The organism is Dehalococcoidia bacterium (assembly GCA_025060295.1).
Lineage (GTDB): Bacteria > Chloroflexota > Dehalococcoidia > Lucifugimonadales > HRBIN23 > HRBIN23.
On sequence record JANXCH010000003.1, the window covers coordinates 1 to 14,946 of the forward strand.

General features: G+C 63.9%; 12 protein-coding genes, 1 tRNA gene and 1 pseudogene. 8 read left to right on the plus strand and 6 right to left on the minus strand.

All coding sequences use genetic code 11. The features are described 5' to 3' along the window. The 3 genes from NZ951_02185 to NZ951_02195 form a co-directional block, all read left to right on the plus strand. Positions 1–2,686 (plus strand): hypothetical protein (locus NZ951_02185; GenBank protein MCS7206729.1); only part of this gene is annotated, 2,686 nt, incomplete at its 5' end. Positions 2,687–2,799: 113 nt separating this feature from the next. Next, positions 2,800–2,872 (plus strand) — tRNA-Arg (locus NZ951_02190). 112 nt (positions 2,873–2,984) lie between these two features. Next, entirely contained in the window at positions 2,985–3,566 is a 582-nt protein-coding gene (locus NZ951_02195) for a hypothetical protein (protein MCS7206730.1), read from the plus strand. Between the two features lie 52 nt (positions 3,567–3,618). On the opposite strand, the gene NZ951_02200 is transcribed toward NZ951_02195, so the two are convergent. The 5 genes from NZ951_02200 to rsmH form a co-directional block, all read right to left on the minus strand. Then, complete coding sequence (locus tag NZ951_02200) at positions 3,619–4,971, minus strand: M20/M25/M40 family metallo-hydrolase (protein ID MCS7206731.1); 1,353 nt, start codon at positions 4,969–4,971, stop codon at positions 3,619–3,621. 75 nt (positions 4,972–5,046) lie between these two features. Continuing rightward, on the minus strand, positions 5,047–5,352 hold the full coding sequence (locus NZ951_02205) for a zinc ribbon domain-containing protein (protein ID MCS7206732.1): 306 nt from the start codon (positions 5,350–5,352) through the stop codon (positions 5,047–5,049). A gap of 101 nt (positions 5,353–5,453) precedes the next feature. Beyond that, a complete protein-coding gene (gene ftsZ / locus NZ951_02210; GenBank protein MCS7206733.1) occupies positions 5,454–6,575 on the minus strand; it encodes a cell division protein FtsZ in 1,122 nt (373 codons plus the stop codon). A gap of 32 nt (positions 6,576–6,607) precedes the next feature. Next, positions 6,608–7,858 carry a cell division protein FtsA gene (gene ftsA, locus NZ951_02215; GenBank protein ID MCS7206734.1) on the minus strand — a complete coding sequence of 417 codons (1,251 nt, stop codon included), beginning with the start codon at positions 7,856–7,858 and terminating at the stop codon, positions 6,608–6,610. A gap of 194 nt (positions 7,859–8,052) precedes the next feature. Next, on the minus strand, positions 8,053–8,982 hold the full coding sequence (gene rsmH, locus NZ951_02220; protein MCS7206735.1) for a 16S rRNA (cytosine(1402)-N(4))-methyltransferase RsmH: 930 nt from the start codon (positions 8,980–8,982) through the stop codon (positions 8,053–8,055). Between the two features lie 182 nt (positions 8,983–9,164). Here rsmH and NZ951_02225 point away from each other — a divergent pair, with 182 nt between their 5' ends. The 4 genes and pseudogenes from NZ951_02225 (at position 9,165) to NZ951_02240 (ending at position 11,889) form a co-directional block, all read left to right on the plus strand. Continuing rightward, the gene (locus tag NZ951_02225; protein ID MCS7206736.1) at positions 9,165–9,656 is read left to right on the plus strand and encodes a MogA/MoaB family molybdenum cofactor biosynthesis protein; all 492 of its coding nucleotides are present in this window, start codon (positions 9,165–9,167) and stop codon (positions 9,654–9,656) included. Between the two features lie 4 nt (positions 9,657–9,660). Continuing rightward, on the plus strand, positions 9,661–10,428 hold the full coding sequence (trmD, locus tag NZ951_02230; protein ID MCS7206737.1) for a tRNA (guanosine(37)-N1)-methyltransferase TrmD: 768 nt from the start codon (positions 9,661–9,663) through the stop codon (positions 10,426–10,428). A gap of 114 nt (positions 10,429–10,542) precedes the next feature. Next, positions 10,543–11,369: pseudogene (locus NZ951_02235) on the plus strand (site-specific DNA-methyltransferase). 190 nt (positions 11,370–11,559) lie between these two features. Then, positions 11,560–11,889 (plus strand): endonuclease NucS, encoded by a 330-nt coding sequence (locus NZ951_02240; protein MCS7206738.1) that lies wholly within the window; start codon positions 11,560–11,562, stop codon positions 11,887–11,889. A gap of 114 nt (positions 11,890–12,003) precedes the next feature. On the opposite strand, the gene glgA is transcribed toward NZ951_02240, so the two are convergent. Then, positions 12,004–13,473: a glycogen synthase GlgA gene (glgA, locus tag NZ951_02245; protein ID MCS7206739.1), complete on the minus strand. Its 1,470-nt coding sequence runs from the start codon at positions 13,471–13,473 to the stop codon at positions 12,004–12,006. A gap of 165 nt (positions 13,474–13,638) precedes the next feature. Between glgA and NZ951_02250 the strand changes: the two genes are divergently transcribed. Then, positions 13,639–14,940: a glucose-1-phosphate adenylyltransferase gene (locus NZ951_02250; GenBank protein MCS7206740.1), complete on the plus strand. Its 1,302-nt coding sequence runs from the start codon at positions 13,639–13,641 to the stop codon at positions 14,938–14,940. Positions 14,941–14,946 lie beyond the last annotated feature (6 nt).

Sequence of the window (14,946 nt, forward strand, 5' to 3'; positions counted from 1 at the left end):
GCCGACACCCACGCCCACGCCCACACCCACACCTACACCTACACCTACACCTACACCTACGCCCACACCCACCCCTACTCCTACACCCACACCTTTAGTTCAATGCGTCTTCGTAGTAGGTGTCAATGTTAGTCCGCCCACGGTGCCACCCGGCCAACCCGTCCAAGTGACCGTGGTGAAAGTGAACCGCTGCACCACCTCCGCTCCGTATACCTTGATCGTCCGCCTGGATGGCGACATCAAGGCTACTCTGTCGGGGACGCTCCCACCGCAGCAGACCCGGCGCAACACCGTCTCCCTGACTACACCTGTCCCGGGTCCGCACACGGTAACGGTGGACGGTGTGTCGGCCACCTTCACCGTCATAGGCACAAGGCTGCTCGGGTCTGTGGTGGCCTCCCCCGTTGTGACCTTCGCGGGCTCCCCTGTGGTGAAGGAAGTTGCCTTGCTTAACCAGGGTGCAGCAGGCACCTTCTCCCTCTCGTGCACCGAGACCCGCGACGGGACCTCACTGGGCACGGTGTTTGCTGCGTCCGGGCTCATTGGTGCCAATGCCACGAGGATCTTCACCTTCGCTCAGGATGGTCAGCCTGGCACTTACACCGTTACCTGCACAGCTGACGGCACAACCTTCAGCACCACTTTCGTCAAACTGCCCCGGCCTATTGTGCGTTGGCCGCCCATTATTCGCCGCGTGGGCCTGATTCAGCAGACACCTGCGCCTCCGGTTGCCTCCCTGCACGAGTATGAGAGGGTGCAACAGGTGAGTGCGGCGTGGAATGGCGGAGCCCCTTCTCTGCCCTCCCCGCAGCAACAAGCCCTGGCCATCCTTCTGACACTGCCACCGGGGGCCGCCCTCACACAACCTTTCACCGACCCTGTAACGGGTGCCCGCTTTGACGGCCGGGACACCGTGACCCTCGATCTTCGCGACGCGCGCGGCACCCGCATCATGACCCTTATTGCCCGCGTGGAACCTTTGGTGCGCTTGGATCCCACCACCGCTCAAGCCCGGGTGCGTGAACTGCGCACCCAGATTGGCCCCCACACCGAGGACTTCACCGCCCGGGATGGGGCCGTGGGCCGAGTGGAAACTTTCTTTGACGCTGTGCTTGTTGACCTGCCTCCAGAGGAGTTTGCTTTAGGTGTGGCCCACACCAAGACCGTCAGTCCTGATGCCCTGGCCCCCTTCCAGGCTTTGGCCAGGAACGAGGGATTGAGGATTCGCGACCTGGCCTTCGCCACCATCGTGGATACCACCCTGCGCCCCCGCACCACCGTGGGCGAAGTGCGGGTGCGCATGACGGTGGGCCAGACCTGGGTGGAGCGCATGGGTGGGGCCGGGCAAATCCGCATCGGACGCCTTGCCGATGACGGACGGGCGAGTTTCCTGACTACCCGCCTCGTGGAGACTCGCGACGGACGCGCAACCTTCGAAGCCATTTCCCCCGATGGGTTGTCCACATTCCTCCTGATGGCTGTAGAGCGCCCGCCGGCCGCCTTCCAACCCGTGCTCAGCGATCTGCAGGTGGAACCCCCAGCCGTCGAGCCCGGCCGCTCGGTACAGGTAACGGTGCAGGTTACCAACCGCGGCACTGCCGAGGGCACGTATTCCGACGTGCTCCTGATAGATGGCACGCCCGTGGCCACCGCAGCCGTAACCGTGCCTCCTGGCCAGACTCGCACCCTCACCTTCGCCCCCCTATTGGAGCGTGAAGGCACCTTCACTCTGCGGGTCGGCGACCTGACCGCTCGCGTCACTGTGGCGCGCCGGCCCCCTGCCACCGATATCGTCCTGGGCACGCCGCCCGCCCTTCCGCCACGTGTGGACGCCGGCCGCCCCGTGGAAGTCTCCCTGCCCATAACTAACCGTGGCACTGCCACAGGCGTCGTGGAGGTGCGGTTCTTCGCCAACGACGCCCTTCACGATGTGCGCTCCTTAGCCATAGGGCCGGGGGCCACGGCTACTGCCACATTCACCTTTACCCCTGTGGCTGGGGTGGATGCCACTTATGCCCTGCGCTTGGAGGTGCCGGGTGTGGGGGCACGCACCCTCTCCCTGCGTGCAGTGCCACCCCCCACACCTGCCCGTTACACGGTCGCCCCTGAGCGGATAGCCCCCGACCGCCCGCTGGCAGGGCAAGCCTTCACCGTCGCTTTCTCCCTCACCAACATCGGCGACACTGCTGAACCCCGCTTCACGGGCGCCATCGTGGCCGTTGGCCCCGTCACCCGCGAGGTGGCCATCCCTCCCCAGACCCTGGAACCCGGAACGGGGCGCATCCTCGAGCAGGCGATTACTCTGGACACCCCGGGGGCTTACACCATCTCTATCCGCTTCGACACTCAGACGGTGGAGTTGGGTCGGGTAACAGTGCAACCACCGCCCACACCGACACCCACACCCACGCCACGGCCGCCGACGCCCACCCCTACCCCCACACCGGTGCCGCCCACACCGACACCGGTGCCACCTACACCGACCCCGACACCCGCCGTGGTACCCACACCCACACCGGTGCCGCCTACACCGACACCCACGCCGCGGCCCCCGACGCCCACACCCACCCCGGTGCCGCCGGCGCCCGCACCCTTCCCCACGGGCTTGGTGGTGGGCATCATCATCGCCGTGGTAGTCGTGGCGATCGTTGCCGTAGTGCTCCTGCGGATGCGCCGTCGGGGCTAGGTAGCACCTAGATACCCATCCTGGGGCCGCCTCCTCAAGGGAGGCGGCCCCGGTTTTTTCCCCCGGTCCGTAAGTTGACCCGTCACCCCCATGCGGGGTAGGATGGGCATGGCGTCCCAGTAGCTCAGGGGACAGAGCGGCCGCCTTCTAAGCGGCGGGTCGGGGGTTCAAATCCCTCCTGGGACGCGGGTTTTTCGTTTCTCAAGGAAGTCCCGCCTGCTTGCCGAGGGGGGCCTCTGCGCCCTAGGATGGAGGCGATGGATTCTCCGCCTTCCCAGGGCGTCGGAGGTCTGCCGCGATGAACCCGATGGTCCTCGTCCTCCTCCTGAACCTGCTCTTGGGCACGGTGGGCATCGCCTTCATCTTCCGTACCTTGGTGGAGAACTGGTCGGCGGGCATTGTGGTGCGCCACACCGGCAACCTGACCCCCGGCCGCCGCATCAAGATCATTACCCCTACTCAGATTATCAAAGGAGACATCCTGTCCATCGGGCCGGTGCGCACCGCCTTATGGGAGGTGGGTGACGGGGAACACCTCCCCAGTATCCGCACGGGGCGCATCATCAAAGTCCCCAACGCCTTCCTCCTCAACAACCCCATCGTGGTGTATGGGGATGTCATCGTGGACGAGGTCATCGCCCAGGTGAAACTGGACGGCCACCGCATCAGCGATATCGTGGAGGACATGCGCCAAGCGATACGGCTGCGGGGGCACAAGGTGGTCGGCGTCAGCCTCTACCAGAAGGATGACCGCTGGGTGGTGCACGGGGTGTTTGAGGTGGAGACGCCTAACCTGGCCGATGAGCGGGGGATGGTTCTGCAAGCCTTTTGGCAACGGCAGAGCCAGCGCCAGTCGGAGAAATCCGCTACGCCTAGCTGAACCGTTTGGGGGAGAATAGCATCGGCCCTACCCAGGGCAGGCTTCTCCTGACCTACCGCCCCAGGGCCTCCACAATGCTGGCCATGTGCAGAATGGCCCTCTGGTAGTCCTGCAAACGGATGTTCTCGTTAGGGGCGTGGATGCGGTTATCGGGGTACCCCGCCCCTGCGGCCATAGCCACCGGCAGACCCCGCTCGGTGAAGAAGCACATGGGGCCACTGCCCGCCATAGTGGGCACCAACACCGCCGGCGTGCCGTAGACCTCCTGGGCAGCGTCAGCCACCAGGCGCACCCACGGGCTGTCCAAGGGGGTGCGGGCGGGCGCGCTCCCCCCCGGATGCTCGATAACCTCTATGTCCCCGAACCCGTGCACCCGCAGGTGCTCCCGCAACAGGGCCACCACCTCCTCGGGGCGCTGATCGGGCACCAAGCGAAAGTCCACCTTGGCCCGTGCCTCGGCTGGCACAATGGTCTTGGTGCCTGGCCCCGTGTAGCCCCCGACGATGCCACAAATGGAGCACGAGGGTTCAAAGTACAGGCGGCGGCGATAGGCGTAGCCCCGCACCCCCTTCACGAACTTTTTGATCCCCAGGCTTTGGGCCAACTGGGCATCCTCCTCCGGGAGACGGCGCAGAGCCTCCCGCTCCAACCGGGTAGGCGGGCGCACCCTATCGTAGAAACCCCGAATGCGCACCCGCTCCCCCGGCCCCTTGAGAGTAGATAAGGCCCATACTAATCGCCACGCCGGGTTGGGCACGACCGCCCCGTAAGAGGAGTGCACATCCCGATTGGCCCCTCTGGCCACCAGTTCCACATAGGCGATGCCCTTCAACCCCAAGGTGACAGTGGGGGCACCCTCCCAAGTTACGCCCCCACCCTCCCAAATACATCCCTCCGCCCGTAACAGGTCGGCGTGCTGGGCAACCCAATCCCCGAAATGGGGGCTTCCGATCTCCTCGGCACCCTCCAGCACCCATCGCACCGTGCAGGGCACGGTGCCATACACAGCGCGCCACGCCTTCACCGCTTGCAGGCGCGCCACAAAACACCCCTTATCGTCCGAGACCCCGCGAGCGTAGGCCTTACCGTCCCGAACGGTCAAGCGGAAGGGGGGACTATCCCACAACTCCAACGGCTCAGGCGGCTGCACATCGTAATGGTCGTAGATGAGGACGGTGCGGGCCGAGCGCCCCTTCTGTTCCGCATACACCACCGGGGCCACCCCCGGCAGGGGGAACAAACGCACAGTGAAGCCCGCCTCCTCCAGCATGGCTTTCACCACCTGGGCGCACTCCTCCACCCCCATCCTCTGGGCGCTGACGCTGGGCTGATTACACAGGCGTTCCAGATCGGCCAGGGCCTGGTCCATATGTGCCAGGATGTAGGAACGCACACGCTCGTCCATTATGTTCTCCTTACGGTGAAAATGGAATGACCAGGCGCCGTGGCCATACCCATAGGGAGCCCAGGCACCGTGAGCCTACGAGGGCGTGCCCCGGAAGGCGTCCTTTTCGGCGGGGCGCAGGTAGGAGCCTGTCTTGGCCCCAAACACCGAGACGAGACGGCGCGCCCGGCTCTGGCCACAGCGGGGGCAGGGGGCAGGGGCGTCGGCCTCGGCATAGGATCGGCGTAGTTCAAAAATATGTCCACACGCAGCGCACTGATACTCGTAAATGGGCATAGGCGACACCTCCAACCAGTGTTGGGAGATGGCATTTCCCAGTTCCACTTCTAAGGGATACCCGAACCCTCGGACTTCTGTCAAGGCGAGGTGAGGGGCTTGCATCCCCCTATGGGCAGACGCCCCCAGGACCTTCCCCGCTCACAAAGACCGGGGCCCCGCCTGCAGGTGCGGGGCCCCGGGAGGTACAGGATAGCGTGACAGGTCTAGCGGTAACCGTTAGTCGGCTTGCGCGGACTGGCGGGGGGCGGGGTGCTGGAAGGCGTCCGCTCCCGCAGGAAGGGGGGCAAATCCAAGTCGGGGAGTTTGCCCGTTGCCATCAGCCGCTCAAACTCGTCCATCTTCTGAGTCACTGCCCCCTCCCCGGGGAAGCCCGTAGCGATGACGGTGATTTTCACCTCGTCCTCCATCTTGCTGTCCTGCACCATGCCGAAGAAGATGGCTGCCTCGGGGTCGGCGTTCTGGCTGATGTACTCGGCAGCCTGATGCACTTCAGCCAAGGTCAGGTTCTCACCCCCGGTGATGTTGAACAGGATGCCCTTTGCCCCGTCCATGGTGTAGTCCAGGAGCGGGCAAGAGACCGCCGCCCGCGCCGCCTCCTCGGCACGGCGCTCGCCCCGAGCACGGCCGATGCCCAACCAGGCGGGGCCGCCCCCGGTGAGCACCGCCTTCACATCGGCGAAGTCCAGGTTGATCTCCCCCGGGATGGTAACCAGTTCGGCGATGGCCTGCACACCCTGGCGCAACACCTCATCGGCCAAGCGGAAGGCGTTGTTCACCGTGAGCTTCTGATCGGTGAGCACCATCTTCAAGCGGTCGTTGGGGATAGTGATGAGGGCATCCACCTTGTCCTTGAGGCGGTGGATGCCGTCCTCGGCGATACGCCGCCGCTTCGGCCCCTCAAAGGAGAAGGGCTTGGTAACCACGGCGACGGTCAGCGCTCCCATCTCCTTACAGATCTCGGCCACCACAGGGATAGCACCTGTGCCGGTGCCCCCGCCCATGCCCGCCGCCAGGAACACCATATCGGCCCCGCGCAAAGCCTCGGCGATCTCGTCGCGGCTCTCCTCGGCGGCCTGGCGTCCCAGTTCGGGGTTGCCCCCCACCCCCATGCCGCGGGTCAGTTTCTCCCCGATGGACAGACGGTTGGGCACCTCCGAGCGGGAGAGAGCCTGCACATCGGTGTTCACCACATAGTATTCCACCCCGGGAATGGGTTCCCGAAACATCCGGCTCACGGCATTGGAACCGCCCCCCCCAATGCCCAACACCTTGATGCACGGGACGCCCAGGGATTCGGCGCGGAAGTTCTGCTGCAGTGTCCCCATAGAGACCTCCTTCTCAATCTATACCCTGCGTTTCACAGGGCAACCCGCCTGGCGCGCTCGCGCAGCCAGTGCATAACCGAAACCATCGGCTTCTCCTTGTGCCCGTTCTGTGCACCCAGGGAGCCCCGATGGGAGACCGCCTGGCGCGTGCCCCACACCAGGGCACCCACCACGGCGGCGCAGGACGGGGCGTGCCATCCGTGCGGGAGCCCCTCTACACCCCGAGGCGTGGCCACCCGCACCGGAGCATCCAGGCCCTCCCGGAACAGGGCGTCCAGCCCCCGCAGGTTGGCAGTGCCGCCGGCCAGCACGATGCCCGCAGGCGGCACGGCCCGCAAGGCGAAGGTTTGCCGGATGGTGTAGTACACCAAGCGTAGCACCTCTATCCCCCGCTCTCGCAGGTGGCGAACCACCTCCCGGCGCGCCACACGGCTGGTGCCCCGCTCCCCGAACTTGGCCACCTCCACTTCCTCCGGCCCAGAGACATCAGGCACCACACTGCCCCAGCGCAGTTTGGTATCCTCGGCCACATCCCAGGGCATCTTGAAGGCCACCGCCAGGTCGTTGGTGAAGTGCCAGCCCCCCACGGGTAGCACCGCCAGGTTCCAGAGCGCCCCGTGCTGGTAATAGGCCACGGTGGTGCTTCCCCCCCCGATGTCCACCAGGAGCACCCCCACCTCCCGCTCGTCCCGGGTCAGGGCCGATTCGCCACAGGCCAAGCCCCCAGCCACCAGGTAGCGCACCTTACAACGGCTGTGCTCCAGCGCCTGCACCAGGGCGCGCAGGGGCGTGGACGCCCCCGTGATGCACAGGGTCTCCACGCTGACGCGGGTGGCGTGCATCCCCAGGGGGTTGCGGATACCCTCCAGACCGTCCAGGGAATAGTTCTTAGGAACCAAGTGCAGCAGTTCCCTGTCTGGGGAAAGCTCCCGCGGGTAGGCTGCGTCCACGGCGCGCTGGAGCGTCTCCTGGCTAATGGGCAAGGCGTAGTGGGTGGAATGGACCGTGCCCCAGCGGGTGGATGCCTCCAGATGGCTTCCCCCCACAGTGGCCGTGACCCACCCGATATCCACCCCGGCGCTGCGGGAGGCCTCCTCCAGAGCCGCCCGCACCGCCATCTCCGCATCGGCGATGTGGACGATGACGCCCTTCTGCACCCCCCGGGAGGGGACGAGGCCACTACCGATAGCCTCTAGGACACCGTTGGGATGCAAGCGGGCGACCAGAACACGAATAGTGGAGGTGCCGATATCTACGGCGGTATAGCAGGTGTCCGTATGCATCTATGCTCCTTTCCCTCCGTGGTAGGAGCCTCTCCGGCCTGGCAGCGGCCAGGCAAGTTCCGTGTCGTGTCCTATCAGGGATGCCGAGGGCTGTAGCCGAGGGGAGAGATGTCCAACGGGGGTGCCGTTGTGCAGCAAGGCTACAGCCCCCGGCCCCTGACCATCTAGGAGAGGGGATGAGCCCTCCCCATCCGCTACAACGCTGCGCCGGGGGCCGCCGCCAGGCGTTGGGCGACCCGCAGGCGAGCGCTTCGTGCCTCCCGATGGGTGCGAACCTCCTCCCGGGAGGGGGTGATGGGCTTCTTGGTCACGATGCCCACCGTCAGGCGCTGGGCCTCCCGGCGGAGCACCTGCTTGACCACCCGGTCCTCCCCCGAGTGGTAAGCGATGACCACCAGCCTTCCCCCCGGCCGCAGGAGGGGAATCGCCTGGGTCAGGCCGGCCTCCAGGGCGTCCAGTTCCCCATTGACCGCTATGCGCAGGGCCTGGAAGACCCGTGTGGCCGGGTGCCGATAGCCTTTGCCCCTTCCCACCACCTGCGCCACCACTTGGGCCAGATGGGTGGTAGAAGTGATCGGGCGGGCCTGCACGATGGCCCGGGCGATGGCCCCTGCCCGGCGCTCGTCCCCATACTGGGCGAAGATGCGCGCCAACTCCCGTGCCGGCCAGGTGTTGACGATGGTGTGGGCCGTGAGGGGGGAGCGGGGGTCAAAGCGCATGTCCAGGGGTTCCTCCCTCTGGAAGGAGAAGCCCCGCCCCGACGCCTCCAGCAAACGGCGGGACAGCCCCAAGTCAAACAGGATGCCGTCCACCCCCTGCCAGCCGTAGTGTCGGGCCACCTCCTCCAGGTGGGCGAAACTGGCCCGCACCAGCAGCGCCCGCTCCCCGAAGGGTGCCAGGCGCTGGCGGGCCACCTCCAGGCTGTCCGGGTCCACCTCCAGCCCCAACAGGTATCCGTTGGGGGTGCTGGCCTCCAGAATGGCCTGGGCGTGGCCCCCCTCCCCCAGGGTGCAATCGATATATCGCCCCCCGGGATGCACCTGCAGACCCTCCACCACCTGGGCCACCAGCACAGGACGGTGGTACACGGTGGGGGCGGGCCCTGGGCACTGGCTATCGGCCATCTTCAGTTGTTACGGCGGTAAGGGTAGCACGATTTCTCCAAAAGATAGCAATACACAAGAACAGCATTTCAGCCCCTTTTTGGCCACAGCACTAGCCGTCATTATAGCCCTTTTACCAGGATTTTTGGGGGCCTGTGCAAGTGTGCTATGATGGGGATAGCCCCAAGGGGCAGAGAAAACCTGTGGTGCGGGTTGCCATACTGACCTCCAGCGACGCCGGGGCACAAGGCCTGCGGGAGGATATCAGCGGCCAGCGCATCCGCCAGTGGGCGGAGGCTCAGGGCTGGCAAGTGGTCCACTATGCCATTGTGCCCGATGAGCGTGGAGTGATTGTAGACCGTTTGCGCCAGTGGGCACAAGAGGCTGACCTCATTCTGACGACCGGCGGCACGGGCCTCGGCCCGCGCGACATCACCCCCGAAGCCACTCTGGAGGTGGTGGAGCGCCTGGTCCCAGGCCTGGCCGAAGCCATGCGGGCCTTGACGGCCCACAAGACTCCCCTAGCTTACCTGAGCCGTTCGGTTGCGGGCATTCGGGGCAGGTGCCTGATTATCAACCTCCCCGGCAGTCCTCGGGCCGTTGCCGAATGCCTAGAAGTCCTCCAACCCCTTCTGCCCCACGCCCTCGACATCCTGCGGGGGAGTGCCACGGGGCATCCCGTTTCTCCTGCCTAGACCCATGCTGTTCCACATCCTCACCCTTTTCCCCGGCATGTTCCAGGGCCCCTTGAGCGAGAGCATTTTGGAGCGGGCGCAATCTGCGGGCTTGCTGACGGTGCACCTGGTCAACTTCCGGGAGTTCGCCACCGACCGCCACAAAACGGTGGACGATTACCCCTATGGAGGCGGGGCGGGGATGGTGCTCAAGCCCGAACCCCTCTTCGCCGCTGTGGAGGCGGTGCAGGCCGACATTCGTCAACGGCGGGGCGAAGCGGGGGTGCAGGACACCCCCGTCATCCTCCTGACCCCGGCGGGACGCCTGTTCACCCAGCAGGAGGCCCAGCGCCTGGCCCAGAAGGAGGAGGTGATCCTCATTTGCGGCCATTACGAAGGCGTGGATGAGCGGGTAGCAGAGCACCTGGCCACCGACCAACTCTCCATCGGCGACTTCATCCTCACCGGGGGGGAACTGCCCGCCCTCTGCATCGTGGACGCGGTGGCGCGTCTGCTCCCGGGCGTCCTGCACAGCCCCCTTTCCCCCGCCGAGGAGAGTTTCACCAACGGCCTACTGGAATACCCCCACTACACGCGTCCACCCGAGTTTCGGGGGTGGAAGGTGCCGGAGGTGCTCCTATCGGGCAACCACCAGGCCATCGCCCGTTGGCGTCGGGAGCAATCCCTCCTGCGCACCCTTCAGCGTCGTCCGGACTTGCTGGCCAAAGCCACTTTGACCGAAGACGATAAGCGCTTCCTGGAGGAGGCGCGCCGCCGTTTGGGGTTGGGGTAAGGCTCGGCTGTTCCCTCTGGCAAACGGATAAACACCCCAGTGGGCAGGGATGCCGTAGGGCATCACCGTGGTCCTGGGGATATCATGGAACAAAGACACCATAGGGTAAAGGAGATGAAACTGGACATCGTCTACTATAAAGATGCTCGCCATATGGGTGAAGTGGACGATTGCTCCATCAGCCTCATTGTTACCAGCCCACCTTATTGGAACATTAAAGATTATTCCCTGGATGGATACCAGAGGCGTCCGCGCGCGTCAAAAATAGAGGGACAAATCGGCGCTATCCAGGATTATGACGCTTACATGGAAGCACTCACAGCTGTGTGGAAGGAATGCGAGCGTGTGCTCAAGCCAAACGGAAAGTTGTGCATCAATGTGCCACTCATGCCCATTCCCAAGAAGGCAATAAGTATTCAATATACGCGATACATTGTTAATATCTATTCCAGCATAGAAAGGGATATTTTGACCAAGACCCAGCTCCGGCTGATGGATATATATATCTGGGACCGTGCTAAGACCGTGCTAACCCCACAAAGCGCTTGATGTTCGGGAGTTATCCATATCCGCCTAATTTTTATGCCCAAAACACGATTGAGTTCATTGGGGTGTTTGTGAAAGACGGAGAGCCTGAAAAGAAGCCGCAGGCTATTAAGGAAGCCAGCAAACTCACGGAAGAGGAGTGGGTGAAATTCACCAAGCAAGTGTGGACGCTCCCTATACCCAATGTCCGCGACGAAGCATATGGTCTCCATCCCGCCATTATGCCCCTTGAAATGGCTGAGAGGCTTATTCGTCTGTACTCTTTCGTGGACGATATCGTGTTAGACCCTTTTATGGGCTCCGGAACAACCGCCAAAGCAGCACGCATGTGGGGAAGACATTACATCGGCTATGAAATTGACCCATCCTTTCAGCCAGTTATAGAGCGGAAACTGGCTCAACTATCCCTTGCTCAGCAAGATCTCTGGAGGCTGTGCGTCCATAACAGGGGGGAGAGGACGATTGGTATAAAGCACTCGGGGAGTTCCACAAGCATTCTGGCCATTACTCCCTACCACAGCACAACAACGCAGGCGCTACTTCCGTGAATACCGCCGGCGTGAAGAAAGTGAAGCGCATAAAGCGGTGAAGCGATATGTTATCCAAAATGCGGAGACACTCTTCGGCAGAGGCGCAAAACTTTTTGAGGAAGAATATGTGTTTGCCTCCGGCGATGCAGCGAATTTGGTTCTCACTATGCCAGATGGGCGCTACATCACCGTAGAAGTAGAAGTGGATGTGGGAAGTGCAGACCTCCCTGGGCTATTGCAAGCCATCAAATATCGCTATATGTTCCCGGTTCAAGAACAACTACCCCTCGACAATGTCCAAGGTTATCTTGTTGCCAAGCGCATCGCCCCTGAAATCAAGGAATTGTGTCAACGCTATGGTGTGAACTGGATAGAAGTCCCCTAGACCACCTCGCACACCACCCTGCCCCACCACCTTGAGTGCCTACCGTCACTCCCCGAGGGTGCCACGCCTGGCGCTACCCCTTTCGCTACCGCCGGGGCGCACCCTGAACAGCCCCTACCCCCGCCCCACCAGACGCTCATAGAGTGCAAGATACGCCCGCGCCGACCGCTCCCAGGAGAAGTCCATCCCCATCCCGTTGCGCACCAGCGCCCGCCACAGGCGTGGCTGGCCGTAGACGCGCAAGGCACGCCCCACCGCCTCCAGCATGGCCGTAGCGTTGTAGGCGTCAAACAGGAAGCCCGTCCCCTGCCCGGTGGCGGGGTCAAACTCCTGCACCGTGTCCTTCAGCCCCCCTGTTGCCCGCACAATGGGCACTGTCCCGTAGCGCAGGGCATACATCTGGGTCAAGCCCGACGGCTCATAGCGCGAGGGCATCAGGAGCATATCGGCACCCGCCAGAATGTGATGGGCCAGGGCATCCTCAAAGGCCAGGCGCACCGCTACCCGCCCCGGGGAGCGGGCCGCCGCCTCCTGGAAGAAGGCTTCGTAGCGCTCCTCCCCCCGTCCCAAGAGCACAAACTGCACCCCCATCCCCATCAAGGCATCCCACCCCGCCATCACCAAATCTATCCCCTTCTGCTCCGTCAGGCGGGAGACCATGGCAAGGAGAGGAGTGTGGGCATCCGCAGTCAGCCCCAGGAGGCTTTGCAAATGGGCCTTGCAGGCCGCTTTCCCCGAGGCGCTATCCCGCCGCCCGTAGCGCCGCACGATAAAAGGGTCCCGCTGGGGGTCCCACACCGTGTCGTCCACCCCGTTCAGGATGCCCACCAGGTCTTGCGCCCGCTCCCGAAACACCCCTTCCAACCCAAAGCCGTATTCCGGCGTCTGCACCTCTTGGGCATAGGTAGGGCTCACAGTGGTCAGGGCATCGGCGAACACCAGCCCCCCCTTCAGAAAGTTGATTTTTCCGTAAAACTCCAGGTAGCGGGGGGAGAACAACCCTTCGGGCAACTCTAGAAGGTGCCAGTCCAACCCCCAGAACAGGCCCTGATAGCCCAAGTTGTGCACCGTGAACACGGTCTTCGTACCCCTCAGTTCCGGGTAGCGCTCGGGTTGGGCCTTCAAAAAGGCGATGGCCAGAGCAGTTTGCCAATCGTGGCAGTGGAGGATGTGGGGAGGCTCCCGCCGCAAGGCCTCCAGGACGGCTCTGCTGAACACCACAAAGCGTGCGGCGTTATCGGGATAGTCCTGGCCGGGCGGGCCGTAGAGATGATCCCGATCAAAGTAAGCATCGGCCCGCACCAGGTAGACGGGCACTGTGCCGTCCAGACGTGTCCGCAGCACATGGGCCGATTCCCGCCGCCCCGACAATGGAACGGAGAGGGTTACGCCTGTGTCCTCCCAGGGGAAGCCGCCTTGCAACACGCACCGATAGGCGGGCATATACAGGGAGACCTGCACACCTAGCGCCGCCAGGGCCTTGGGGAGTGCTCCTAACACATCCCCCAGGCCACCGGTGCGGGCGAAGGGGGCTATCTCCGGGGCGGCCATGGCCACCCGCAAGGGCTGGTCAGGAATGTTCACGCAACCGACCTCCTGCCTTTTCTCGGCATCGCAGCCCACTCCCGTCTACCCGCTTTCTCGGCGAAGCACCCCTCTGGCTTGCAGGGGACCTCACGTCAGGATACCATAGAAGGGTAAAAACAGGGTGCGCTGGGAAGCGAGAGCCCGCGCCCTAGGAGGGAGCGGATGGACAAGGTGGTGGCGCTCATCTTGGCGGGCGGACAAGGGCAACGCCTCAGCATCTTGGCCGAGGAACGCGCCAAGCCCGCTGTCCCCTTCGCCGGCAAGTATCGCATCATCGACTTCACCCTCAGCAACTGCGTCAACTCGGGCATCTACAAGGTGGGCGTGCTGACCCAATACCGCCCCCACTCCCTCTTGGAGCACATCGGTGCCGGCCGCCCCTGGGATCTGGACCGAGAGCACGCCGGCCTCTCCATCCTTCAGCCCTACACGGGACGCCACTTCGGGGACTGGTACCAGGGCACCGCCGACGCCGTGTTCAAAAACCTCTCCTTTGTGGAGGAGATGCGGGCGGATACCGTCCTCATCCTGGCGGGCGACCACGTGTACAAAATGGACTACCGCGATATGATCGCCTTCCATCAGACCCAAAAGGCCCATGTTACTGTTGGCGTTATTGAGGTCCCCTGGGAGGAGGCGCACCGCTTCGGTATCCTGACCCTCAATGACGAGGGGCAGGTGCTGACCTTTGAGGAGAAACCCCCCCATCCTCGCAGCAACCTGGGGTCAATGGGCATTTATGTGTTCTCTCGGCCTGTCCTGCAGCAGGTTTTGGAGGCCGACGCCCGCAACCCCACCTCCAGCCACGACTTCGGGAAAGACATCCTGCCCGCATTGGTGGGAGAGTATCGGGTGTTCGGGTATCGCTTCAAGGGCTATTGGCGGGATGTGGGCACCGTCAAAGCCTATTGGGACGCCAACATGGAGTTCCTGGAGGATCCGCCTCCCTTGAACCTGCACGACGGGGAGGGACGGGTGCGCACCCGCCCCCAGGACCGGCCCCCGGCCTACATCGGCCCCACCGCCTCCCTGGAGAAGGCCCTGGTGTGCCACGGCTCCCGTATCCACGGCATCATCCGCCGCTCTGTCCTGTTCCAAGGAGTCGTGGTGGAGGAGGGAGCCATCGTGGAGGACTCCATCCTCTTTGACGATGTGGTGGTGCGTAAAGGAGCCCACCTGCGGTACGCCATCGTAGACAAGGAGGTGGTGGTCGGGGAGGGAGCCACCATCGGCTGCACCGATGACAACTCCCCTAACCGCGATGAGCCAGATATCCTCTCCTCGGGGATCACCCTAGTGGGGAAGCGGGCCGCTATCCCCCCTTACACCCATATCGGGCGCAACTGCAAGGTGATGCCCGGGGTGACGGCTACCGCTTTTCCCTCCGACGGCTTCGTCTCCAGCGGCACCACCATCGCCCCCAAAGGGGGGCTGTCTGCAGTGCGGCGCTCCGCAGCGGTCTAGGCGGAG

Excerpts from the sequence above, each read along its gene's own strand:
- NZ951_02200 (MCS7206731.1), bottom strand. The coding sequence starts at position 4,971 with ATGGACGAGCGTGTGCGTTCCTACATCCTGGCACATATGGACCAGGCC.
- NZ951_02250 (MCS7206740.1), top strand. The coding sequence starts at position 13,639 with ATGGACAAGGTGGTGGCGCTCATCTTGGCGGGCGGACAAGGGCAACGC.
- NZ951_02205 (MCS7206732.1), bottom strand. The coding sequence starts at position 5,352 with ATGCAAGCCCCTCACCTCGCCTTGACAGAAGTCCGAGGGTTCGGGTAT.
- trmD (MCS7206737.1), top strand. The coding sequence starts at position 9,661 with ATGCTGTTCCACATCCTCACCCTTTTCCCCGGCATGTTCCAGGGCCCC.
- rsmH (MCS7206735.1), bottom strand. The coding sequence starts at position 8,982 with ATGGCCGATAGCCAGTGCCCAGGGCCCGCCCCCACCGTGTACCACCGT.
- NZ951_02195 (MCS7206730.1), top strand. The coding sequence starts at position 2,985 with ATGAACCCGATGGTCCTCGTCCTCCTCCTGAACCTGCTCTTGGGCACG.
- ftsA (MCS7206734.1), bottom strand. The coding sequence starts at position 7,858 with ATGCATACGGACACCTGCTATACCGCCGTAGATATCGGCACCTCCACT.
- ftsZ (MCS7206733.1), bottom strand. The coding sequence starts at position 6,575 with ATGGGGACACTGCAGCAGAACTTCCGCGCCGAATCCCTGGGCGTCCCG.